At 38.4% G+C, this 24,214-nt stretch carries 24 protein-coding genes; 19 read left to right on the top strand and 5 right to left on the bottom strand.

Annotation, left to right across the window (positions count from 1 at the left end; genetic code table 11):
• Positions 1 to 13: 13 nt before the first annotated feature.
• Together TY13_RS09505 and rnhC are read right to left on the bottom strand one after the other, a co-directional pair.
• Entirely contained in the window at positions 14 to 1,810 is a 1,797-nt protein-coding gene (locus tag TY13_RS09505; RefSeq protein WP_407637724.1) for a M3 family oligoendopeptidase, read from the bottom strand.
• A 597-nt stretch (positions 1,811 to 2,407) separates the two neighbouring features.
• Entirely contained in the window at positions 2,408 to 3,325 is a 918-nt protein-coding gene (gene rnhC / locus TY13_RS09510; RefSeq protein WP_042474835.1) for a ribonuclease HIII, read from the bottom strand.
• A gap of 328 nt (positions 3,326 to 3,653) precedes the next feature.
• Between rnhC and zapA the strand changes: the two genes are divergently transcribed.
• The 10 genes from zapA (at position 3,654) to TY13_RS09560 (ending at position 14,509) form a co-directional block, all read left to right on the top strand.
• A complete protein-coding gene (zapA, locus tag TY13_RS09515; protein ID WP_042474838.1) occupies positions 3,654 to 3,914 on the top strand; it encodes a cell division protein ZapA in 261 nt (86 codons plus the stop codon).
• 5 nt (positions 3,915 to 3,919) lie between these two features.
• Positions 3,920 to 4,459, top strand: coding sequence for a CvpA family protein (locus TY13_RS09520; RefSeq protein WP_042474841.1), 540 nt, complete (start codon positions 3,920 to 3,922; stop codon positions 4,457 to 4,459).
• 109 nt (positions 4,460 to 4,568) lie between these two features.
• Positions 4,569 to 6,278: a DNA polymerase/3'-5' exonuclease PolX gene (polX, locus tag TY13_RS09525; protein ID WP_042474845.1), complete on the top strand. Its 1,710-nt coding sequence runs from the start codon at positions 4,569 to 4,571 to the stop codon at positions 6,276 to 6,278.
• Positions 6,279 to 6,296: 18 nt separating this feature from the next.
• Entirely contained in the window at positions 6,297 to 8,663 is a 2,367-nt protein-coding gene (locus tag TY13_RS09530; RefSeq protein WP_042474847.1) for an endonuclease MutS2, read from the top strand.
• Positions 8,664 to 8,676: 13 nt separating this feature from the next.
• A complete protein-coding gene (locus TY13_RS09535; RefSeq protein ID WP_042474852.1) occupies positions 8,677 to 9,090 on the top strand; it encodes a DUF350 domain-containing protein in 414 nt (137 codons plus the stop codon).
• Positions 9,091 to 9,492: 402 nt separating this feature from the next.
• Entirely contained in the window at positions 9,493 to 11,181 is a 1,689-nt protein-coding gene (locus tag TY13_RS09540; RefSeq protein ID WP_042474856.1) for a long-chain-fatty-acid--CoA ligase, read from the top strand.
• A gap of 145 nt (positions 11,182 to 11,326) precedes the next feature.
• Positions 11,327 to 11,908 (top strand): TetR/AcrR family transcriptional regulator, encoded by a 582-nt coding sequence (locus tag TY13_RS09545; protein ID WP_042474858.1) that lies wholly within the window; start codon positions 11,327 to 11,329, stop codon positions 11,906 to 11,908.
• A gap of 16 nt (positions 11,909 to 11,924) precedes the next feature.
• Complete coding sequence (locus TY13_RS09550; RefSeq protein WP_042474861.1) at positions 11,925 to 12,698, top strand: enoyl-CoA hydratase; 774 nt, start codon at positions 11,925 to 11,927, stop codon at positions 12,696 to 12,698.
• Positions 12,699 to 12,724: 26 nt separating this feature from the next.
• Complete coding sequence (locus tag TY13_RS09555) at positions 12,725 to 13,498, top strand: electron transfer flavoprotein subunit beta/FixA family protein (protein WP_042474863.1); 774 nt, start codon at positions 12,725 to 12,727, stop codon at positions 13,496 to 13,498.
• Positions 13,499 to 13,531: 33 nt separating this feature from the next.
• A complete protein-coding gene (locus TY13_RS09560) occupies positions 13,532 to 14,509 on the top strand; it encodes an electron transfer flavoprotein subunit alpha/FixB family protein (protein ID WP_042474866.1) in 978 nt (325 codons plus the stop codon).
• Between the two features lie 45 nt (positions 14,510 to 14,554).
• On the opposite strand, the gene TY13_RS09565 is transcribed toward TY13_RS09560, so the two are convergent.
• Positions 14,555 to 15,193 (bottom strand): hypothetical protein, encoded by a 639-nt coding sequence (locus tag TY13_RS09565; protein WP_042474868.1) that lies wholly within the window; start codon positions 15,191 to 15,193, stop codon positions 14,555 to 14,557.
• A complete protein-coding gene (locus TY13_RS09570) occupies positions 15,186 to 15,704 on the bottom strand; it encodes a sigma-70 family RNA polymerase sigma factor (protein WP_230199417.1) in 519 nt (172 codons plus the stop codon). Before TY13_RS09570 ends, TY13_RS09565 begins: the two co-directional genes overlap by 8 nt.
• Before the next feature lie 192 nt (positions 15,705 to 15,896).
• On the opposite strand from TY13_RS09570, the gene TY13_RS09575 reads away from it, so the two are divergent.
• The 3 genes from TY13_RS09575 to uvrC all read left to right on the top strand — a co-directional run bounded on the left by TY13_RS09575 (position 15,897) and on the right by uvrC (position 18,694).
• Complete coding sequence (locus TY13_RS09575; RefSeq protein WP_042474870.1) at positions 15,897 to 16,391, top strand: GNAT family N-acetyltransferase; 495 nt, start codon at positions 15,897 to 15,899, stop codon at positions 16,389 to 16,391.
• Positions 16,392 to 16,490: 99 nt separating this feature from the next.
• Positions 16,491 to 16,805 (top strand): thioredoxin, encoded by a 315-nt coding sequence (gene trxA, locus TY13_RS09580; protein ID WP_042474873.1) that lies wholly within the window; start codon positions 16,491 to 16,493, stop codon positions 16,803 to 16,805.
• An 89-nt stretch (positions 16,806 to 16,894) separates the two neighbouring features.
• Positions 16,895 to 18,694, top strand: coding sequence for an excinuclease ABC subunit UvrC (uvrC, locus tag TY13_RS09585; protein ID WP_042474876.1), 1,800 nt, complete (start codon positions 16,895 to 16,897; stop codon positions 18,692 to 18,694).
• Between the two features lie 122 nt (positions 18,695 to 18,816).
• Here uvrC and TY13_RS09590 read toward each other — a convergent pair whose 3' ends face one another.
• Positions 18,817 to 19,230: a YslB family protein gene (locus tag TY13_RS09590; protein WP_042474878.1), complete on the bottom strand. Its 414-nt coding sequence runs from the start codon at positions 19,228 to 19,230 to the stop codon at positions 18,817 to 18,819.
• 269 nt (positions 19,231 to 19,499) lie between these two features.
• Between TY13_RS09590 and TY13_RS09595 the strand changes: the two genes are divergently transcribed.
• The 6 genes from TY13_RS09595 to TY13_RS09620 all read left to right on the top strand — a co-directional run bounded on the left by TY13_RS09595 (position 19,500) and on the right by TY13_RS09620 (position 24,213).
• Positions 19,500 to 20,114 carry a succinate dehydrogenase cytochrome b558 subunit gene (locus tag TY13_RS09595; RefSeq protein WP_042474881.1) on the top strand — a complete coding sequence of 205 codons (615 nt, stop codon included), beginning with the start codon at positions 19,500 to 19,502 and terminating at the stop codon, positions 20,112 to 20,114.
• 41 nt (positions 20,115 to 20,155) lie between these two features.
• Positions 20,156 to 21,913, top strand: a complete 1,758-nt coding sequence (gene sdhA, locus TY13_RS09600; protein ID WP_042474884.1) for a succinate dehydrogenase flavoprotein subunit — start codon at positions 20,156 to 20,158, stop codon at positions 21,911 to 21,913.
• Positions 21,913 to 22,692 (top strand): succinate dehydrogenase iron-sulfur subunit, encoded by a 780-nt coding sequence (gene sdhB / locus TY13_RS09605; protein WP_195891683.1) that lies wholly within the window; start codon positions 21,913 to 21,915, stop codon positions 22,690 to 22,692. The genes sdhA and sdhB overlap by 1 nt, the downstream gene beginning before the upstream one ends.
• Positions 22,693 to 22,958: 266 nt before the next feature.
• Positions 22,959 to 23,405, top strand: a complete 447-nt coding sequence (locus TY13_RS09610; RefSeq protein WP_042474887.1) for an acyl-CoA thioesterase — start codon at positions 22,959 to 22,961, stop codon at positions 23,403 to 23,405.
• A 69-nt stretch (positions 23,406 to 23,474) separates the two neighbouring features.
• Positions 23,475 to 23,702 carry a helix-turn-helix domain-containing protein gene (locus tag TY13_RS09615; RefSeq protein ID WP_042474889.1) on the top strand — a complete coding sequence of 76 codons (228 nt, stop codon included), beginning with the start codon at positions 23,475 to 23,477 and terminating at the stop codon, positions 23,700 to 23,702.
• Positions 23,703 to 23,769: 67 nt separating this feature from the next.
• Complete coding sequence (locus tag TY13_RS09620; protein WP_042474891.1) at positions 23,770 to 24,213, top strand: MarR family winged helix-turn-helix transcriptional regulator; 444 nt, start codon at positions 23,770 to 23,772, stop codon at positions 24,211 to 24,213.
• Position 24,214: the final 1 nt, after the last annotated feature.

The raw sequence follows: 24,214 nt of genomic DNA on the forward strand, positions 1-24,214 counted from the left end.
CTTTGCCCTTTTTTTATTGTTCAGTTGTTAAATTGATAAATTCCTCAACATCTTGTTCGCAAAGTGCGATACCTTTTAGCCAGAATTCACGCTTCGTAATATCTTCACCTAAATGCTTCATTACTAAATCTTCTACAGTCATTACAGCTGTATCACGTAGTAGCGCAATATATTTCTCTTCAAAGCCCGTACCTTCTTCTTTTGCCTTTGCATAAATGCTTAAAGAGAATAGGTAGCCAAATGTATATGGGAAGTTATAGAATGGTACACCTGTAATAAAGAAGTGTAGCTTCGTAGCCCAGAAGTGAGGGTGTGTTTCGCCAAGACCACCTGCATATGCCTCACGCTGTGCTTCTTCCATTAATTCATTTAAACGTTTTGAAGAAACAACACCATTTTTGCGTTCTTCATAGAAGCGTGTTTCGAAAAGGAAACGTGCATGAATATTCATAAAGAAGGCAACAGAGCGTTGTACTTTATCTTCTAATAAAGCGATTTTTTCTTCTTTTGTGCTTGCTTCTTCCACCGCTGCATCAGCAACAATCATTTCTGCAAATGTTGAAGCAGTTTCTGCTACGTTCATAGCATAGCCTGTATTCAATGGATGAACAGGGCGTAGTGCATAGCTATGGAATGCGTGACCAAGCTCATGAGCTAACGTCGCCACGTTTGACATAGAACCTGAGTACGTCATGAAAATACGAGATTGCTGTGCTAATGGGAAGCCTGTGCAGAAGCCACCTGGTTTTTTATTATCGCGGTCTTCTGCCTCAATCCAGCCTTCTTCAAATGCAGTACGTGAAAATGCTTCTAGCTCTGCACCGAAACGACCGAAATGTTTTAAAATAAAGGCAGCACCTTCCTGGTAATCCATTTTTGCTGTAGCTTCTGTTACAGGCGCGTCGAAGTCTTGCCAATTTAATTTTTCAGTGCCAAGCATTTTTGCCTTATGTGTTAAATAATGTGCAAAAGTTTCCTTGCGCTCCGTAATTGCTCCCCACATTGCGTCAAGTGTTTCTTCCTTCATGCGGTTAATTGTTAAAGGCTCTTTTAAAACATTATCCCAGCCGCGCTTTTTGTAAACATTTAAGCGGAAGCCTGCTAAATGGTTTAATGTTTTAGCGAAAAATTCCTCGCGCTCTGTAAACACTTTTTCGATTGCTTCAAATGCAGCTTTACGAACTTTAGGATCTTTATGTGAGCTTAAGTTATTCGCTTGCCCAACAGAAAGCGATTTTACTTCGCCATCTACTTCAACTTCTACACGAATATCACTAATTAATAAATCGTACATTTCGCCCCAAGATCTGTAGCCATCTACAGTTAATGAAGAAATAAGAGCTTCTTCCTCTTCTGATAATGATTCTTTTGAAGCGTCACGCCATTCCGTTAAAATGAAAGCAAATGGAGCAAGCTCATTCGTTGCAACTAGTTGCTCAAATGTTGCTTCTTCGATTTGGCCTACTAGCTGTCTTAGCTTTTCGTAAGATGGCGCAACTTCTGCATAAAGGGTAGAGACTTTCCCTAAAAGCAACGTCGCCTCTCGATCTTTAATATTTTGGGCATTTAAACAAGACAAAAATGCACCTGCTTGCCCCATGTGCTGGCGTACATCCTTCACCTTATCAATGGCTTGTAATAAGCCAGCTGTTTCAGTAGCCGTTTGTGGTACAGCAAGTTCGCTAACGAATAGTTGTAAATCTTGCACTAAAGCAGCTGTTTTTTCTAGATGTGCAGCAAATTGAGAAGAGCTGCTGCCACCCTCGAAAAATACGTCTAAATCCCATACTTCTGGATAATTCGTTGTCATCATAAAACCTCCTAAAAACAAATTCTTTTCTATTTTACAAAAATTCCGAACTTATTTCACGTCTTTTTTTCGAATTTCGAAATAATTTTTACTTTACCAGCTTTTCACTGTGGAAATACGGTCGGGTAACACTAGCAACTTAGTGAGTGAAATTGCAGAATAGAGGAAGGAAAAAAGTTCAAGTATTTGGAGAATTGAAAGGAACAGATAACATTGGTAGAAATTTTAAGTAATGAAGGGCAACAAGAAAGTGAAATGCAAACTTTATCCCGTATTAACGGGCTGTAGTATTGCGACGAGTAACCGCAGGAGCAGATATTTTTTGCGACGAGTAACCGCAGGAGCACCAGACCCCCTACTTCAAAACATATAGTGAAACGAAGGTGTTTAAGCGGGGGATGAGGAAAACCCCCACTGATTGAAGGTTCACTTTATCGAAATGGCATCAACCTAAGAAGTGCCTTTGAGGTAGATTTTTTGCAATGAGAATGCTGTATCATGATATGGTCACGGCAGAAGTATGTTTGTCACAAATAATAGAGGGAAAAATCGATTTATACCAAGAAATTTGGTATAAATCGATTTTTAGATATATGATTATTTCATCAGCTTTCGTGCTTTTTCCGTATTCGCAAAATGCCATTTGGAAATCGAGCGCAATGTTTCCTCGCCTTTTGCATGCCAAATTTTTGCCGCCATCACATCGACTTTGTTGCTCGCGCCCTTTTGCAAAGTGTAGCCAACAAGCTCGCTTAAACGATCCATTTCCTTTAAAAATGCATAGCGGGCTAAAATGGAGGCAGTTGCAACGGCGACATGCAAATTTTCAGCCTTTGTAGAAAATAGTACATTATCACGAATGATTTCTTTCTCGCGCTGTATATGGCGATAATAAGTATCCCTTTCAGCAAATTGGTCAATCAAAATATACTGTGGCTCTTCTGGTGCAATTTTATTTAATACATGCTTCAGTGCTTGATTATGCAACAAAGCCTTCATTTTTCCTTGCGAATAGCCCTTCGCTTGCAATGCATTATATTTATCATTGCGCAGCGTTAAAATACTATATGTGCAAGCTTTCATTAAATCAGGTGCAATTTTTCGCATATAGTCATCTGTTAGCATTTTTGAATCTTTCACACCGAGTTCCTGTACAAGGGGAATTTTGTCTGCTGGAACGTAAACTGCAGCTACTGTAATAGGACCAAAATAATCACCTGTACCTGTTTCATCAGAGCCTAGAACAGACATCGTAGCGAAATTTTCAGGTAACTTATCACCTTTTGTTGCGCTGCTTTTTGCACTCACTTCACTTATGCCCCAGCGAGCAGCCTCACGCTCTGCACCGCCTCCTTGAAACATCACTTTACCTGACTTATAAACGGTAATTGCAGTATCAGCTAATTTTGCAGCAAAAATAACACCTGGTGCCTTACGATTTACTAGATTTGATGCATAAAAATTTTGCACTTCTTGGAGTTTGTCATTCGTTAATAATAAAACAATATTTGTCATTCGGAACTTCCTCTCTGTACTTGCTGTTCCTATATTAGATTCACTACATATAATATCATCATTTAACGCAATCAAGATAGATTTGCACAATTCAACAACAACCTAAAACCCCAAAAATGCCGATACAACTGCATTTCTGTCAGTCTATTGTTGTATTATGTAATATAAAAATGGTATGATATGTAGTATGAAAATTGCAGAAAATCGAACAGGAATTGCATTAAGCCATATAAATTGCTGCTTCAAAGGCTAGTATTATGAAGCAAAATTAATAATTGGCCACCTGCTTGAGTTGCTGTCGTTGCCTATGCTTTTGGGAGGAATTACTTTGGCTGAACAAGAAAAAAATCGAATTTCAGTTGAAATTTATGGTCGTACATATAAAATGGTTGGTACGGAATCGACGGGGCATATGCGATTAGTTGCTTCCATTGTAGACGATAAAATGCGTCAAATTAGTGCACATAATCCAACATTAGATAGCTCAAGACTAGCAGTACTTACAGCGGTTAATTCTGTACATGAATTATTACAACTGAAAGCGCAAGTCGAAGCGCTTGAAGAAGAAGTGAAAAGGTTAAAGGGTTGAAGTAAATGCTAGATATTATTTTATTAGTTGTATTATTAATAAGCTGTATTATTGGTGCAAAACGTGGCTTTATCGTTCAAGTGATTCATCTTGGCAGTTTTTTAATCGCGCTACTTGTCGCCTATATTTATTATAAGCCATTGGCACAGAAATTTGTGCTTTGGGTTCCATATCCAGGCTTTACAGAAGATGCGACGATGACATTAGTATTGGATACATTAGACGTGGATCGCACATTTTATCGCGTGATTGCTTTCGCACTTATTTTCTTTATAACGAAATTAGTTTTACAAATTATCGGGTCAATGTTTGATTTTTTAACGTATTTACCAATACTAGGCTCATTAAACCGATTATTAGGTGCAGTATTTGGCTTTGTTGAGTTTTATTTTATTATTTTCATTGCGCTATATGTTTTTGCCTTATTACCAGTGGAAGTTGTCCAAAATGTGTTGAACAAATCGATTTTAACTAGTTTAATACTTGAGCATACCCCAGTTGTGACGAAAATGTTCCAAAGCTGGTGGTATATTTACACGAAATAGCGTTTTTGAAAAATAAAAGAACTATAACAACAAAAGGTGAAATAACACTTGTTATGAGTGAAGCCTCTCTCGACAAATGAGGGAGGCTTTTCTTAAGGGGGAGAGAGTTATGAACAAAAAAGTTATTATTCGTACGCTTGAAAAAATAGCGTTATATTTAGAGTTACAGGGAGAAAATTCATTTAAAGTGTCTGCCTTTCGCAAAGCGGCTGCTGCTCTTGAAACAGCTGAGCGTAGCCTAAGTGAAATAGAAGATATTACAGCAATTAAAGGCATTGGCAAGGGGACGGCAGCTGTTATAGAGGATTTACTGAAAAGCGGTCAATCGACGGTTTTACAAGAGTTAGAACAAGCAGTGCCAAAAGGTTTAATTCCTTTAATGAAGGTACCGGGGCTAGGAGGCAAAAAGCTAGCAAAGCTATATCAAGAGCTAGGTATTATTGATGCTGAGTCGCTACTACAAGCATGTGAAGAAGGGCGAGTACAGGCATTAGCAGGCTTTGGTGCAAAAACAGAAGAAAAAATAAAAAAAGAATTAATGAACTTCGGCTCTCGTGCAGAAAGGCTACCAATTTGGCAGCTAGAGCCTGTCGTACTTGAAATAAATGAATTATTAGCAAATATTGCTGAAGTAGAACGCTTTTCGGTTGCAGGTAGCTTCAGACGAACAAATGAAACGAGCAAGGATGTTGATTTCATTGTTGCAACAGCATCTCCTGAAGCTGTGCGAGAGGCTATTTTAGCCCAGCTTGTTATTTTAGAAGTAGTTGCAGCAGGGGATACGAAGGTTTCTATTGTATTAGATCGTGATGAGCCTGTTAGTGTCGACTTCCGACTTGTTGATATGAGTGAGTATGCAACAGCCTTGCACCATTTTACAGGCTCAAAGGATCATAATGTGCGCATGCGTCAGCTCGCAAAGTCGCAAGGTAAAAAGATTAGTGAGTATGGTGTAGAGCAACCAGATGGTTCAATAACAACATTTGCCTCAGAGCAAGAATTTTTCGCTCACTTTGATTTACCGTTTATTCCACCTGCTGTACGTGAAAGTGGCAAGGAATTGGAGCGCTTAGACGAATTAGAGCAGCTTGTTCAATTAACGGATATTGTCGCTGATTTGCATATGCATACGACATGGTCTGACGGTGCCCATTCCGTTGCAGAAATGGGACAGGCTTTAATCAAAAAAGGTTATCAATATGCGGTTATTACAGACCATTCACAATATTTAAAAGTGGCAAATGGCTTAACACCAGAGCGTTTAGCAAATCAAAAAGTAGAAATTGAACAATTTAATACGGAGCAATCTAATTTGCGTTTATTTAGAGGAACGGAAATGGATATATTACCAGATGCGACATTAGATTTCTCAGACGAGGTGTTGCGTGAGCTTGATTTTGTGATTGCATCTATTCATTCAAGCTTTACACAGTCGCAAAGCAAAATTATGGAGCGACTTTATACTGCAATAATAAACCCATACGTTCATATGATTGCACATCCAACTGGTCGTATAGTAGGGCAACGTAGCGGCTACAATCCGGATATTCCACAGTTGATAGACTGGGCCGCTGAACATAGGAAAATACTTGAATTAAATGCCAATCCATATCGACTTGATTTATGTATTGAGCATTTACAGCTTGCGATGGAGAAAAACGTGCCAATTGCTATTAATACGGATGCTCATGCTATCGAGCATTTACGCTTTATGGAAATTGGGGTTCACTACGCACAAAAAGCATGGTTAAAAAAGGAATTAATCGTCAACACATGGACGCTTGAACAATTTGAGGCATGGATTCGCCGAAATAAATAGATATAGGGGGTGTTTTTCATGATCGAAAAGCGAGCATTGAAAACACTAGAGTTTGATAAAATACGTCAACAGGTGGCGCAATATTGTACATCTTCAATCGGAAAATCAGCGGTTGAAGAATTAGTGCCTGAAACGGATTATGCTACGGTTGTAGCACTATTAGAAGAAATGGATGAAGGGCTTGCGATTTTACGTGTAAAAGGCAATGTGCCAATGGGAGGCATTTTTGATGTGCGTCCACATGCAAAGCGCGCTCAAATCGGCGGTATGCTTTCGCCAATGGAATTAATGGAAATTGCTAGTACGATTCGAGCAAGTCGTATTTTACGTAATTTTATAGAAGATCTTGAAGCAGATGAAACAATTGCTATCCCTCATTTTGTGGAGCGTAAAGAGCAAATGCCGATCTTAACTGCATTACAGCATGAAATTAATGACTGCATTGATGAAAACGGTGCTGTGCTTGATTCTGCAAGCGTGACATTGCGTACAATACGTCAGTCACTGCGTGCAGAGGAAGCAAAGGTGCGTCAGAAGCTAGAAAGCCTAACGCGTGGTGCTAATGCAGCAAAAATGCTATCTGATTCAATTATTACAATCCGCAATGACCGATTTGTTATTCCAGTAAAGCAGGAATATCGTTCGCATTACGGTGGTATTGTGCACGACCAATCATCATCTGGGCAAACATTATTTATCGAGCCAGATGCTGTTGTGCAGGCTAACAATGAAGTACAGCGTTTAAAAGTGAAGGAACAAGCAGAAGTTGAGCGCATTTTACTAGCTTTAACTGTAAAAGTGGAGGAAGTAGGACATGATTTATTCGTTCTTGTTCAATTGCTAGGGGAAATCGACGTCATTTTAGCGAAGGGCAAGTATGGTCAAGCGAACAAATGTACAAAGCCAAAAATGAATGGGGACGGCTATATCCGCCTAGTACGCGCAAGACATCCACTATTGCCAATCGAGGAAGCAGTAGCCAATACAATTGAATTTGGTCGTGATGTAACAGCAATTGTTATAACTGGGCCAAATACAGGTGGTAAAACAGTGACTTTAAAAACGGTTGGTCTATGTACATTAATGGCGCAATCAGGCTTACCTGTGCCAGCACTAGATGGCTCTGAGCTAGCAGTTTTTGAACAAGTTTTTACTGATATTGGTGATGAGCAGTCGATTGAGCAATCGTTATCAACATTCTCTTCTCATATGGTCAATATTGTGGATATTTTAAGTAAATTTGATGATAAATCGCTAGTGCTATTTGACGAGCTTGGCGCTGGTACCGATCCTCAGGAAGGTGCAGCACTTGCGATTGCCATTTTAGATGAAGTAGTTGATTATGGTGCACGCGTGATGGCGACAACGCATTACCCTGAATTAAAAGCATATGGCTACAATCGTTCAAGCGTAGTTAATGCAAGTGTGGAGTTTGATGTGGAAACTTTGAGCCCTACATATCGATTATTAATCGGTGTACCGGGTCGTTCAAATGCTTTCGAAATTTCAACAAGACTTGGCTTGAAAAATGCAATTATTGATCGAGCTAAAACGTTTACTGGTACAGATCGCCATGAAGTAGAGTCGATGATTGCATCTTTGGAAGAAAGTAGAGTTCGCTCAGAGCGCGAAGCAGAGGAAGCACATGGCTTGTTAGAAGAAGCGGCATATTTACACGAGCAATTAACGGAGCGCATTCGCACATATGATGAGAAAAAGGAAAATCTAGAGAAAAAAGCTAAAGATAAGGCACGTAAAATTGTCGATGATGCAAAGCGTGAGGCGGAAGCTATTATTGAAGAGCTACGTGAAATGAAAAAGAATGCGGCTAGTGCAGTAAAAGAGCATGAATTAATTGATGCAAAAAAACGTTTAGAAGAAACGGCTCCGCAGGATAATAAAGTGTTACAAAAAGCAGCAGCAGAGCGCCAGCGTGCGCAAAATTTAGCTGTAGGCGATGAAGTAAAAGTGATTAGCTATGGTCAAAAAGGCGTTATATTAGAAAATGCATCAAATGATGAATGGGTTGTTCAAATTGGCATTTTAAAAATGAAGCTGCCAGAGTCTGATTTGGAATATGTAAAGCCAGAGAAGGAACAGCCAAAACGCTCAATGGCCAATGTTAAAAATCGCAATAGCCTTGTGAAGCTAGAGTTAGATTTGCGTGGTGAGCGCTATGAAGATGCACTTATTCGAACAGAAAAATATTTAGATGATGCATTGCTTGCCAATTATCCACGCGTCTCCATTATTCATGGAAAAGGAACAGGGGCATTACGCCAAGGCATTCAAAGCTATTTAAAAGGGCATAAACGTGTGAAATCATTCCGTTATGGTGAAGCCGGTGAAGGCGGATTTGGTGTAACAGTTGTAGAATTGAAATAAAGGGGGATATGTTATGCTAGCATCAGCATTTTGGCAACATCCTTTAGTAGAGACAGCAGGCTATTTTAGCGTTGTTGTACTTTGTTTAGTCGTGTCAATGGTGTTATTTGAAATTGTAACGAAGTATAAAAATTGGGAAGAAATCAAAAAGGGGAATGTAGCTGTAGCCTTGGCAACAGGCGGGAAAATTTTAGGTATTTGCAACATTTTCCGTTATTCAATTGAGCGCCATTCATCCTTGATAGAAATGCTTGGCTGGGGGTTATATGGCTTCACATTACTGATTTTTGCTTATTTCCTATTTGAATTTTTAACACCGCATATTAAAGTGGATGAGGAAATTGCCAACGACAATCGTTCTGTAGGCTTTATTTCTTGTACTATTTCTGTTGGCCTATCATTTGTCATCGGAGCAAGTATTGCGTAGGAGTGTTGAGGAATGGAAAAACTAGCGAAAGTGCTAATGGTTGTTTGTATTGCATTTATTGCAGTAGGTATTTATTATATGCTAACAAGATAGTAGCTGTAGGGAAAGCAAGATTATATCTAGCATTCCCTATAGTTTTTTTATTATTTTTAAAGAATGTCATATTACTATAGAAAGAATATTCTCAATTATAGTAAATACAAGGTAAGTATAATGCTTTTGAAAAAAATCAACTTTGTACTAAAATACACTTTTATTTCATAAACTTCAGCGAGTAATAAATTACATATTCGAGCTAATTTTGAGAGTAATAACAAGAAACTGATTGTAAACGCATTCATTTTTCACTATAATAATTATTAATAGAATATGAAAAGTATACTAGGTGAAGGGGAGAATGTTATGACAGATAAGTTGTGGTTAAAGAAGTATCCCGAAGAAATCCCGCATGAAATTGAGCTACCAGCAATGCCAGTACAGCAATTTTTAACAGATGCTTACAATGCATACCCTGATAAAATAGCAGTGCATTTTATGGGGAAGGAATTAACCTATAAGGAACTTTACGAATCCGCTTTGAAGTTTGCAAACTATTTACGTTCTCTAGGGGTGGAGAAAGGTGACCGAGTTGCAGTAATGCTTCCAAACTGTCCGCAGGCTGTTATCGCTTATTATGGCACGATGTATGCAGGGGGCATTGTTGTGCAAACAAACCCGCTTTATACTGAGCGCGAGCTGCAATATCAAATGGCTGACTCTGGTGCCAAAGTACTTTTAGTAATGGATATTTTATATCCACGAGCGATGAAGATTCTAAAGGAAACGGCTTTAGAAAATGTTATTGTAACTGGTATTAAAGACTATTTACCATTCCCGAAAAATTTAGTTTATCCATTTATTCAAAAAAAGCAATATGGCTTTAGTGTAAAGGTAGAGCATAGTGGTGCAAATCATCTATTTACACATATTATGCAGTCTAGCTCACCACAGCCGATTGCCCTTGATTTCGATTTTGAACAAGATATTGCATTATTGCAATATACAGGTGGAACAACGGGTTCACCAAAAGGCGTTATGTTAACGCATAAAAACTTAATTGCCAATACAAAAATGTGTGATGCATGGATGTATAAAAGCGAGGAAGGTAACGAAACAATTTTAGGAATATTGCCATTTTTCCATGTATACGGTATGACGACAGTGTTAATTTTAGCGGTCATGATGAAAGGGAAAATGGTATTATTACCGAAATTCGATGTGGAGCAAGCGCTAAAAACGATTGATAAACAGAAGCCAACATTGTTCCCAGGAGCACCAACTATGTATATTGGCTTACTGAATCACCCGGATATCGGCAATTATGATCTTTCTTCGATTAAAGCTTGTTTAAGTGGCTCAGCTCCACTGCCAGTAGATGTGCAAGAGAAATTTGAAAGAATTACAGGTGGTAAACTAGTTGAAGGTTATGGACTAACAGAAACATCTCCAGTGACCCACGCGAATTTCATTTGGCATGATCGTGTTGTCGGTTCAATTGGCGTGCCGTGGCCAAATACGGATGCAATTATTTTGCGCGGAGGCGACTATGAGCCATTACCACCAGGCGAAATTGGCGAAATTGCAGTTAAAGGTCCACAAGTGATGAAGGGCTATTGGAATCGACCAGAAGAAACAGCAATGACATTTTTTGATGGCTGGTTTTTAACAGGTGATTTAGGTTATATGGATGAAAACGGCTATTTCTATGTGGTCGACCGCAAAAAAGATATGATTATTGCAGGTGGCTTCAATATTTACCCACGAGAAGTAGAGGAAGTATTGTATGAGTATGAAGCAATCCAAGAATGTGTAGTTGCAGGTATTCCTGATCCGTACCGTGGTGAAACTGTTAAGGCCTATATTGTATTAAAAGAGGGTTATTCAGTAACTGAAGAGCAGTTAAATGAATATTGCCGTAAAAATTTAGCTGCATTTAAAGTGCCTCGTCAATATGAATTCCGTAAAGAGCTACCAAAAACTGCGGTTGGTAAAATTTTACGTCGCTCTTTAATTGATGAAGAAAAGCAAAAGCTTGCTGCGAAGGAAGCGTAAAAAATGTTGTATTAGCTACTTGACATATAGTACAACAAATAATAATATAAAAACATGAATGAATGGTCATTCATGTTTTTGTTTTGATTGAGCACTAGGCTAATCAAAACAAAATGTAATAGATTTTTTACTGGTGGTGATAAACATGAAGCGCAATAAGCCAAAATATAAACAAATTATTGATGCTGCTGTTATTGCAATTGCTGAAAATGGCTACCATCAGGCTCAGGTTTCTAAAATTGCCAAACAAGCTGGCGTAGCGGACGGAACAATTTATCTTTATTTTAAAAATAAAGAGGACATTTTAATTTCTGTCTTTCAAGAAAAGATGGTTGTGTTTGTAGAGAATTTGCAGGAAATATTAAAAAGTGGTGAAACTTCTTCAGAAAAACTATGTCGAATGATTGAAAGTCACTTTTCGGTATTGGCAAGTGACCATCATCTGGCTACAGTTACACAATTAGAATTGCGTCAATCAAATAAGGAAATTCGCTTAAAAATCAATGCGATTTTAAAGGAATATCTTAAGCTGCTTGATGAAATTTTAATCGAAGGCATGGTATCTGGTGAATTTAATTCTGCAATGGATGTTCGAGTAGCTCGTCAAATGGTATTTGGCACAATAGATGAAATTACAACAACTTGGGTAATGAATGACTATCGCTATGATTTACTTGAACAAGCGCCAAAAGTGCAAAAATTGCTACTGGATGGCTTAAAAGCTTAAAGGGGTGTATGGGAGAATGGAATTTCTCAATTGGACAATAGACGAAGGCGTGGCGGTTGTAACGATTCAGCGACCACCAGCTAATGCTTTATCAAGAGGCATGATCGCCGAAGTCAATGAAATACTTGATACAATTGAACATAACGATGAAGTACGAGTTATGGTACTTCATGGTGAGGGGCGTTTTTTCTCTGCAGGTGCAGATATTAAGGAGTTTACAGAAGTATCATCTGGTGCAGAGTTTGCTAAGTTATCCCAGCATGGGCAAGGTGTTTTTGAAAGACTGGAAACATTTCCGAAACCCGTTATTGCAGCCATTCATGGTGCAGCATTAGGTGGGGGGCTAGAGCTTGCGATGGGCTGTCACTTACGCTATGTGACAGAAGGCGCAAAGCTAGGGTTACCAGAATTACAGCTAGGCTTAATTCCTGGATTTGCAGGAACACAACGCTTACCTCGTTATGTAGGGTTTGCAAAAGCTGCTGAAATGCTATTTACATCTGAGCCAATTACAGGTACAGAGGCGGTACAATGGGGATTAGCAAACCAAGCATTTACTGATGAAGAATTATTACCAAAAACGCTTGAGATTGCGAAAAAAATCGCAAAGAAAAGTCCTGTTGCACTAAAGGCAGCAATTGAAATGCTGCAATATACAAAGGCTGCATCGTTCCATGAAGGCGTAGCAGCTGAAGCTGAAAGTTTTGGTACAGTTTTCGTATCAGAAGATGCAAAAGAAGGAATACAAGCATTTATTGAAAAACGTCAACCAGTTTTTAAAGGTAAATAATAAATAAGCTTTCGGAGGTCTGTAAAATGAATATTTATGTATTAGTGAAACGTACGTTTGACACAGAGGAAAAAATCGTTGTATCAGGTGGCAAAATCCAAGAAGACGGCGCTGAATTTATTATCAACCCATACGACGAGTATGCGATTGAAGAAGCTATTCAAAAGCGTGATGCATTAGGCGGTAAAGTAACAGTTGTAACAATCGGTGGAGAAGATGCTGAGAAGCAACTGCGTACAGCATTAGCAATGGGTGCAGACGAAGCTGTATTAATTAATACAGAAGATGATTTAGACGAATTAGATCAATATTCATCAGCTTATATTCTAGCAGAATATTTAAAAGATAAAGAGGTAGATTTAATTTTAGCAGGGAATGTAGCGATTGATGGTGGTTCTGGTCAAGTAGGCCCTCGTTTAGCTGATTTATTAGGCATTAACTATGTAACTACAATTACAAGCCTAGAAATCGATGGCACAAACGTGAAAATCGTACGTGACATTGAAGGGGACTCTGAAGTATTAGAAACAACTTTACCTTTATTAGTAACAGCTCAGCAAGGCTTAAACGAGCCGCGCTACCCATCTTTACCAGGTATTATGAAAGCGAAGAAAAAACCATTAGAAGAGCTTGAGCTTGATGACTTAGATATCGATGAAGATGATGTAGAAGTAAAAGTGGAAACAGTAGAAATCTACTTACCACCACAAAAAGCAGCAGGCCGCGTTTTAGATGGCGAATTACAAGCGCAAGTGAAAGAGCTTGTCAATTTACTGCACACAGAAGCAAAAGTAATCTAATTTCAGTCATAACAAAGGTATGGAGGGAACAGCATGTCAAAAAAAGTGTTAGTATTAGGGGAAGTTCGTGAAGGAAGCCTACGTAATGTATCATTCGAGGCAATTGCAGCAGCAAAACAAATCGCTGACGGTGGAGAAATCGTTGGTGTATTAATTGGAGACGCAGTAGCGGGTGTAGCAAATGAATTAGTAGCATACGGTGCTGACCGTGTTGTTACAGTAGAGCACCCACACTTAAAATCATATACATCTGATGGCTATAGCCAAGCATTTATGGCAGTTGTTGGTGAAGAAAGCCCAGAAGCAATCGTATTTGGTCATACAGCTCTTGGAAAAGACTTATCACCAAAAATCGCTTCTAAATTACAATCAGGTCTTGTATCTGATGTAACAGAAATCGAAGGCGCTGGCGATAGTGCATTATTTATTCGTCCAATTTACTCTGGTAAAGCATTTGAAAAAGTAAAAGTGAAAGATGGCATCGTATTCGTAACAATCCGTCCAAACAATATTGCACCGCTTACAAAGGATGAAAGTCGTTCAGGCGGCGTATCGTCATTAGCTGTTGATATTACAAACTTACGTACAATTATCAAAGAGGTTGTACGCAAATCAGCAGAAGGTGTTGATTTATCAGAGGCGAAAGTGGTCGTTGCTGGTGGACGTGGCGTGAAATCGGAGGAAGGCTTCGAGCCATTAAAAGAGCTTGCTAATGTACTAGGTGGCGCGGTAGGTGCTTCTCGTGGTGCTTGTGACGCAGAATACTGTGACTACTCTTTACAAATTGGTCAAACAGGTAAAGTTGTAACACCTGACCTTTATATTGCTGCAGGTATTTCGGGCGCAATCCAGCATTTAGCTGGTATGTCAAACTCAAAAGTAATCGTAGCAATTAACAAAGACCCAGAAGCAAATATTTTCAAAGTAGCAGATTATGGCATCGTTGGTGACTTATTCGAAGTTGTACCGATGTTAATTGAAGAATTTAAAGCGTTGAAAGCAAACGCGTAATAAAGAGGCTGTAGGGGAAACACTTCCCCTACGGCTATTTGCATTTTATTGATTTGAATTGTTTTGATGTTTTAAAAATTCTTGTACTTCTGCAAAATCTGGACCTGCATACATTAAATATACATATAATCCATAGGGCGTATACTCGGCTTTTATTATATGGGACGTTTCACTTGAATAAATGAAACGAGTATCATTATTAGTAAATTTTGTTCCATTGTAACGAGTAAATAAATCATCAAAACGCTTTTTATCTACTCCCATAAGGATGAGAGATTTTAATTTCCCCTGTACAAAATAAAATCTCGCATCGCCTTCAAAATCTAGTATAAGATTAGCATTATTGCCATCCTCAAACAATTCGGTAGTATAATTTTCACCTAAAGTTTCACTTACTTTGGCTGGGGAATCCCCTAACGTCACGCCATGCAAATAAAATAAACCTTGTTCTTCATAAAATACAGGTTCGGTGAGGTCAACCTTTGTAGCATATTTATCAACTACAAACACCTGATTGACGATAAAAAGAATAGAACTAACTGTTAAAATCGCGCTTAGTATAAAAAATCTCCATCTATAAGTGGGCTTTTGGGGACCTCTTTCAATTTCCTGCAAAACATTATGCATCACGCGCTGTTTAATTGCTTGTAAGTCTTTTATTTCAGTAGGTGTATAGTTATTCATTTATAAGCACCTCCCATTGAATATCCTTCAATTTATTCTTTAATAGTTCTTTGCCTCTTCTTAATCGCGTTTTTACAGTACTTTCTGGAATAGACAAAATACTTGCTATTTCTTTAATATTCATTTCATTAAAATAAAAATAAATGAGTACCTCTCTTTGTTTTAAAGGTAATTCAAGGATTGCCTCTGCTACTATAGTTTCTTCATCTTTTCTTACTAATTCATCTAACTCCACTTTACTGGTCGAAGGGGAAACTTTATTTTGCAGTTGTACTTTTCTATAAGACCAACTTCTTAAGTAATCCTTGCTTTTATTCGCTGTCATCTTAAATAAATAAGCTTGTAATTGTCCACGTTCTTCATATTTATTTGGATGGTGATATATTTTAATAAATACTTCTTGTACAATATCTTCGGCCGCTTGACGATCCTTTACGTAGTAATAAGCTAATCGTATTAAGGATTCTGTATAGAGATTCATTATTTCTTTTAAATTGTGAATAGTTAACAAGCTTCCCACCCCTTTCTTTACATGTTAAACGATTCTTAATACAAGAAAGTTTGGATATTTTTTATTTTGTGCTATTGAAATTTAAGTGCTTACTATAAAATCAAATTGGAAACATTTGATTTCATTTGGTTTTTATAAATTTACTTAAGTTTTTTAGTAGTCATATTACTTTGAAAGTAGGTGGTTATGTTGATGGATAATATTACACTTAGATTTCTGCAACAGGCTGATTTCCCCTATGTGTTAGCATGGAGCAAAGACCCAGAGTTTTGTGCAGCAAATGGCTGGGAAATAGGGCGTCAAGAGGCTGAACTAGCTGCATGGTGGGAGCGTTGTTTACATCTAAATAGCCCTTCGTTTATTCGCCTTGGAATTGAATATAAAGGAATACTTATTGGTTATGCAGATTTAGCTGAAATACATAATCAACAAGCGGAAATTGGCGTAGCGATTGGGGACAGGAGTCTTTGGGGAATGGGTGTAGGCACGAAAGTGGTTAAATTGCTTATAGATTATGGAGTTAGAAATTTGAATATTGCAATATTCAAAGGTGAAACACATGCGACAAATCTTCGCTCACAAAATATGTTGCAGAAACTGGGCTTTAAAGAAATCGGTCGCATAGGTAGTGAGATGTATTGCAATGAAGAAGTGACATTGGTTCAATATCAATATAGTATTTACTAAGCAAATAAAAGGACAAGACTAATATGAGCAATTCACTGTTATTGGTATTTTAAACGTGCTATACTACATGCAGATGTTAGTTGAAGGAGGCTATTTATAATGGCAATTGTACAAGCGACAGATCAAAACTTTGCACAAGAAATCGCTAATGGCGTAGTTCTTGTAGATTTTTGGGCAACATGGTGTGGACCATGTAAAATGATTGCACCTGTTCTAGAGGAATTAGATGCAGAAATCGGTAACGATGTGAAAATCGTAAAGGTAGATGTTGATAACAACCAAGTAACAGCAGCAGAATACCAAATTATGTCGATTCCATCATTATTATTATTTGTTGATGGTGAATTAAAAGCGAAAACGGCTGGTTTCCAACCGAAAGAAGCTTTAATCGACTTTATCGATTCTAATAAATAATACATGAAACCGCGCTTTCCGAAATGGCTAGCGCGGCTTTTTATTTTTCGGTATGATAGAGCTATATGATAAAGTATAGGTGATAACTGATGAATGAAATCATTCAAAACAAACTAGCCATTTTACCAGATGAACCTGGCTGTTACTTAATGAAGGATCGACAAGGAACAGTGATTTATGTAGGGAAGGCAAAAATATTAAAAAATCGTGTTCGTTCTTATTTCTCAGGGACACATGACGGCAAAACACAACGCTTAGTAAGTGAAATTGAGGATTTCGAATACATCGTTACAGCTTCTGATTTAGAGGCATTAATGTTAGAGCTAAATTTAATTAAGCAATATGATCCAAAATACAATATTATGCTGACGGACGATAAGACATATCCTTACATTAAAATAACAAATGAAAAATATCCTCGCATTTTAACGACACGCAAAATTAGCAAAGATAAAGCGAAATATTTTGGACCTTATCCAAATGCCTATGCGGCGAATGAAACACGCAAGCTGTTAGACCGCATTTATCCGTTAAGAAAATGTGCGCAATTGCCAACTCAAGTGTGCTTATATTACCATTTGGGACAATGCCTCGCACCTTGTGTAAAAGATATTGAACCACAAGTTTATCGTGAAATGACAGAGGAAATTGCCAAGTTTTTAAATGGTGATTATGTAGAAGTGAAGCGAAATTTAGAGCGCCAAATGTATGAGGCCGCAGAACAGCTCCAGTTTGAGAGAGCGAAGGAGTTTCGTGATCAAATTGCGCATATTGAAGCGATTATGCAAAAGCAAAAAATTATTACAAAGGATTTATCAAATCGCGATGTATTCGGCTATGCAGTCGAAAAAGGCTGGATGTGTGTGCAAGTGTTGTTTGTACGCCAAGGTAAACTGATAGAACGCGATGTTTCTATTTTTCCAATTTACCGTGACCCAGAAGAGGAATTTTTAACATTTGTAGGGCGCTTTTATGAAGAAACGAAGCATTTAAAGCCAAAGGAAATATTCATCCCTTCTACAATCGATGAAGTATTGTTAGAAAAATTACTTGACGTTCGTGTGCTAATTCCGAAGCGCGGAGCAAAAAAAGAGTTAGTAGATATGGCGATGAAAAATGCCCAAATTGCGATTCATGAAAAATTCCAGCTAATCGAAAGGCAGGAAGTGCGTACTGTTGGTGCCTGTGAGGCTCTAGGCGAGGCGATGGGGATTGCTACGCCACTACGTATAGAAGCATTTGATAATAGCCATATGCACGGTACAGATGCAGTGTCAGCGATGGTTGTTTTTATTGATGGTAAACCTGCCAAAAAGGAATATCGCAAATATAAGCTTCGTGAAACAGCGAGCCATGATGATTATGGTGCGATGCAGGAAGTCATTCGTCGTCGCTATACGCGCGTCTTAAAGGAAAATTTACCGCTTCCTGATTTAATTGTGATTGATGGCGGTAAAGGACAAATGGAGGTCGCGCGTGAAGTTATTGAGGATGAGCTAGGATTATATATTCCGATAGCTGGCTTAGCCAAGGATGAGAAGCATAATACATCACAGCTTTTATTTGGTGAGCCACCAGTGCCAATCGAGCTAAAGCGAACAAGTGATAGCTTTTATTTATTGCAGCGCATTCAGGATGAAGTACACCGCTTTGCCATTACATTTTTACGACAACAGCATGGCACAAACGCGATTAAATCGGCACTTGATAATATTGAAGGTGTGGGACCAAAGCGCAAACAGCAGCTATTAAAAGCATTTGGCTCAGTGAAGAAAATTCGCGAAGCAACAGTGGAGGAATTAACAGCACAGCGAATTCCACAAGCGCTTGCTGAAAAAATTTATACGTATTTTCAGGAGGAGGCGGCGAAAAAGGAGCAGTCTGAGTAGTAACCATTAAATATATGAATGAAAATTTGCGGTTCAAAAGTAATGATTCGCCCAACCCTCAACAATCAAAATAAAGGGACTTGTTTGAAAAAAGAAAACTCTTTTTAGACAAGCCCCTCTTTTTACATCTTTTCCTTTAAATCTGATTTTAAATGAAACTGAACATATTGCTTTTTGCTATTTTTCTCATCATAGCACTCCGTTAAAAAGCCAATTTGATGCTGTAATTGCTGAGCTAAAAATCCAGCTTCAAGACGGAAGCAACGGCTATCAAATTTTAAAGTATCTGGATCCCCAGTTAAAATATATGTACGGCTATCTTTTGTTTCCTTTTCCAAGGATAATGTTCCCCAACCAGCTTCTTTGAAAAAAACAGCGGCTTCTTCCATTGAGAAAAGCGGGAATTTTCGGGCTATTTCTTTACCTGACCAATATAGTACATCCTCTTCATGTTTTCCCAGTATAGAAGATAATACATAATCACGTATAATTTCATAGCCAAACGTTGGAATCGTCTTTGTATTACCGGTTTCCATTAATAAAAACCTCTTTCTAAAATTTCTTATATTCATTTGAATTGTGCAAAAAAATGACAATGCGCGACAAAAATATGCATAAAGCAGCAAAAAAAATACTTAAAGAGAGATAGGAATTATCGCTAGCGACCTTGACGCTCTAGTATGTTGAGAGTACAATGGACATGTCATAATATTGTACCATGATGAAATGCGCAGTCAATGGACAACGTTTACAATTTCGTGACGACCTGACTAGCGTATTTTAAGTACTAAGGGGGGTAACAGTCTTGTCAAAAGATCGTGAGTTTTTATGGCGCCGCTTACATTCTCTATTAGGTATTATTCCAGTAGGTCTGTTCTTGGTGTTCCACTTATCTTTGAACTTCACTGCAGTTGGTGGTGAAGATGCTTACAATGGCGCAACTGGAATGATGGAGTTAGTTCCACATGCACTATTGTTAGTAATGGAATGGGTAATCATCTATATTCCATTAATGTTCCATGCTTTCTACGGAGTGTATATTGCATTTACAGCAACGAATAATACATCACGCTTCAGTACGTTCCGTAACTGGGCATTCCGTTTGCAACGTATGACGGGTATTTTCCTAGTTGTATTTATCGCATGGCATATTTTCCAAACGCGTATCCAAAAAGCGCTTGGTGCTGAAGTTAACTATGATATGATGGCGGAAATCGTTGCATCGCCATGGATGCTTGGGTTCTACATAGTGGGTATTTTATCTGCAACATTCCACTTAGCGAACGGTATCTGGGGCTTCTTAGTGAGCTGGGGGATTACACAATCACCAAAATCACAACAAATTGCAACTTACGTAACGATGGTTATTTTCGCTATTCTTAGCATCGTTGGTGTAGCAGCTATCGTATCATTCGTTTAAGAGAGAAGTTTTAGCTAAAGAAAGAGGAGTGAGAAGAAATCATGGCAAAAAGCAAAATCATCGTTGTGGGTGGCGGTTTAGCCGGCTTAATGGCAACGATTAAAGCTGCTGAAGCAGGCACTGAAGTTGAATTATTCTCATTAGTTCCAGTTAAACGCTCACACTCTGTTTGTGCGCAGGGCGGAATTAATGGTGCAGTAAATACTAAAGGTGAAGGGGATTCTCCATGGATTCACTTTGACGATACAGTATATGGTGGGGATTTCTTAGCAAACCAACCACCAGTAAAAGCTATGTGTGATGCAGCACCTGGTATTATTCACTTAATGGACCGTATGGGTGTAATGTTCAACCGTACGCCAGAAGGCTTACTTGACTTCCGTCGTTTCGGTGGTACATTAATGCACCGTACAGCATTTGCTGGTGCAACGACTGGTCAACAATTACTTTACGCACTAGACGAGCAAGTTCGTGCACACGAAGTAGCTGGTTTAGTAACGAAATATGAGCACTGGGAATTCCTTGGTGCTGTGCTAGATGACGAAGGCGTATGTCGCGGTGTTGTAGCACAAGATTTAGTAAAAGAAGAAATTCGTGCATTCCGTGCAGATGCTGTTATTATGGCAACTGGTGGTCCTGGTATTATCTTCGGTAAAACAACAAACTCTGTTATTAACACAGGTTCTGCTGCGTCTATCGTATACCAACAAGGCGCTTCATATGCAAATGGTGAATTTATTCAAATCCACCCAACGGCGATTCCTGGTGATGATAAAAACCGTCTAATGTCTGAATCTGCTCGTGGTGAAGGTGGACGTGTTTGGACTTATAAAGATGGTAAGCCTTGGTACTTCTTAGAAGAAAAATATCCGGCATATGGTAACTTAGTACCGCGTGATATTGCAACACGTGAAATTTTTGACGTTTGTGTAAACCAAAAACTTGGTATTAACGGCGAAAACATGGTTTATTTAGACCTTTCTCATAAAGATCCACATGAGTTAGACGTAAAACTTGGTGGTATCATTGAAATTTATGAAAAATTCGTTGGGGATGACCCACGTAAATTACCAATGAAAATCTTCCCAGCAGTTCACTATTCAATGGGTGGCTTATGGGTTGACTACGATCAAATGACAGAAATTCCTGGATTATTTGCTGCAGGTGAGTGTGACTTCTCACAACACGGCGCAAACCGTTTAGGTGCAAACTCATTATTATCAGCTATTTATGGCGGTATGGTTGCAGGGCCAAACGCTGTTGACTATGTAAAAGGTCTTAAAAAGCATGCTGAAGACTTACCAGAGTCTATTTTTGAAGCACGCGTAAAAGAAGAAACTGAGAAATGGGAAGCAATCCTTAAAATGGATGGCACAGAAAATGCATACTTATTGCATAAAGAGCTTGGCGAATGGATGACTGACAACATGACAGTTGTACGTCATAACGACCGCTTAGAGAAAACTTACGAGAAATTAACTGAGCTTCAACAACGTTGGGAAAAAATCAATATTAATGACACACAAAAATGGTCAAACCAAGGTGCTCACTTTACTCGTCAGTTAAAGAACATGCTTTACCTTGCAAAAGTAATGACAAAAGGTGCATTGCTACGTGATGAATCTCGTGGTGCGCACTATAAGCCAGAATTCCCTAACCGTAACGATGAGAAATTCTTGAAAACAACAATGGCGAAATTTGACCCAGCTACTGGTGAGCCTATTATTACTTACCAAGAAGTTGACGTTTCATTAATTCCACCACGTACACGTGACTATTCTTCGAAAGGGGATAATTAATGATGGAAGCAGTAAACACTGGTAAAACGGTTGAACTGATTATTGTCCGTCAAGATACGGAAAATGGTCAAACACGTGAAGAAAAATTTAGCGTACCTTACCGTCCTGGTATGAACGTTATCTCTGCTTTAATGCATATTCAAAAATATCCTGTAACAGCTGATGGCAAACAAACAACTCCTGTTACTTGGGATATGAACTGTTTAGAGGAAGTTTGTGGTGCATGTTCGATGGTTATTAACGGTCGTCCACAGCAATCTTGCTCAGCATTAGTAGATAAATTAACACAACCAATTCGTTTAGAGCCAATGAAAACTTTCCCTGTTGTTCGCGACTTACAAGTTGACCGTAGCCGCATGTTCAACGCCTTGAAAAAGGTAAAAGCGTGGGTTCCAATCGATGGTACTTATGATTTAGGTGAAGGTCCACGTATGCCAGAGCGCAAACGTCAATGGGCCTACGAATTATCAAAATGTATGACATGTGGTGTATGTATGGAAGCATGTCCAAACGTATCTGAAAAAGCTTCATTTATTGGACCAGCACCATTATCACAAGTTCGTTTATTCAACACACACCCAACAGGTGCAATGAATAAAGACGAGCGTTTAGCTGCAATTATGGGAGACGGCGGTTTAGCTAACTGCGGTAACTCACAAAACTGTGTAGCTGCATGTCCAAAAGGTATTCCTTTAACAACTTCAATCGCTGCTCTTAACCGCGCTGCGACTGTTCAAATGTTTAAAAACTTCTTCGGTTCTGACCATATGGTAGACTAATAATTAAGGGCATTAGGAAAATGAAAACTTTCCTAATGCCCTTTTTATCTTGATTTAGCAATTTTTTTGCGACGAGTAACCGCAGGGGCACAGATGTTTTTTGCGTGATGAATTTATACCAAAGACTCCCACCTCCATAGATGGAGAGCCTGAAGAAACCTAAACTAAAGTTAACTGAGTTGTAATTGATGTTTAGGGAGTTACTCATTGTATGTTATAATGAATGAGTATTCATTATACACATTAGACAGCAGGGGGGATTTTTAATGCGTGCAGCATATATTGAAAATGCAGAACAATGGATGGAAGAATTTCAATTCTCGGTTGAGGTAAAAGTACGTTTTAGTGAAACAGATATGTATGGACATTTAAACAATACAGTGCCATTTACTTATTTTGAAATGGCGCGTATCGAATATTTAAAATCGCTTGGTTTAATGACAGATTGGACATCTCCAAATAGTGAAACAATTCCTGTCGTTGCCGATTTACAGTGTGATTTTTTACAGCAAGTATTTTTTGATGAGAGCTTACGGATTTTTGTAAAAGCTGCGAAAATAGGCTCTAGCTCTGTTGATGTTCACTATTTAGCAAAAAACGGAGATAATCTACCCGTTTTTACAGGACGAGGCACAATCGTGCAAATAAACCGTCAAACAGGCAAAGCACAAGCTTGGTCCGAGCATACAAAGCAACTAATGCTTGCTAAGTAGTGAAATCGCCCTCACCGTAATGCCCCTGTTCACATATTTTACAAAGAACAGGATAGGAGGGTGTATAATATGGGTAACTCGCAATCGCGCTTGTTATTGACAAAACGAGAGCGTGAAATATTTCAACTACTAATCGAAGACTATTCGACAAAAGAAATTTCGGAAAAACTTGGCATTAGTGAAAAAACTGTTCGCAATCACATTTCAAATACGATACAAAAATTAGGGGTTTCAAGCAGGACCCAAGCATTAATTGAATTGTTGCGACTACAAGAATTAAAGTTAAATGGAACGTAAGCTTGCTATTTTTCAAAAAAAACCTCAAAATAGAGCTATGAATTGTTGTTAGGAGTGATCTTATAAAATGCATAATAACGAAAAACATAGTGCTGACTCTATTGCTATTATAGAAAAAGAACTACGATTTATTTCACACTTAGTTAAACAAAAAGGTCGCGAAATTTTAAGTAACTATACAATAACACCTCCGCAATTTGTAGCGCTACAATGGTTGCAAGAAGCAGGCGATATGACAATTGGCGATTTATCGACAAAAATGTACTTAGCTTTTAGTACCACGACAGATTTAGTAGACCGAATGGAAAAAACAAAACTCGTACAACGTGTCCGAGATGAACAAGATCGGCGTGTTGTGCGCATTCATTTACTGCCTGAAGGAGAACGAATCATTCAAGAAGTAATTGAACAGCGACGACATTATTTACGAAATATTATGGATGATTTTGATGCAGAAGAAGCAACAGATTTAGTACGACTTTTAAAGAAACTACATGTACAAATGAAATAGG

The organism is Bacillus ndiopicus (assembly GCF_000612805.1).
Lineage (GTDB): Bacteria > Bacillota > Bacilli > Bacillales_A > Planococcaceae > Metasolibacillus > Metasolibacillus ndiopicus.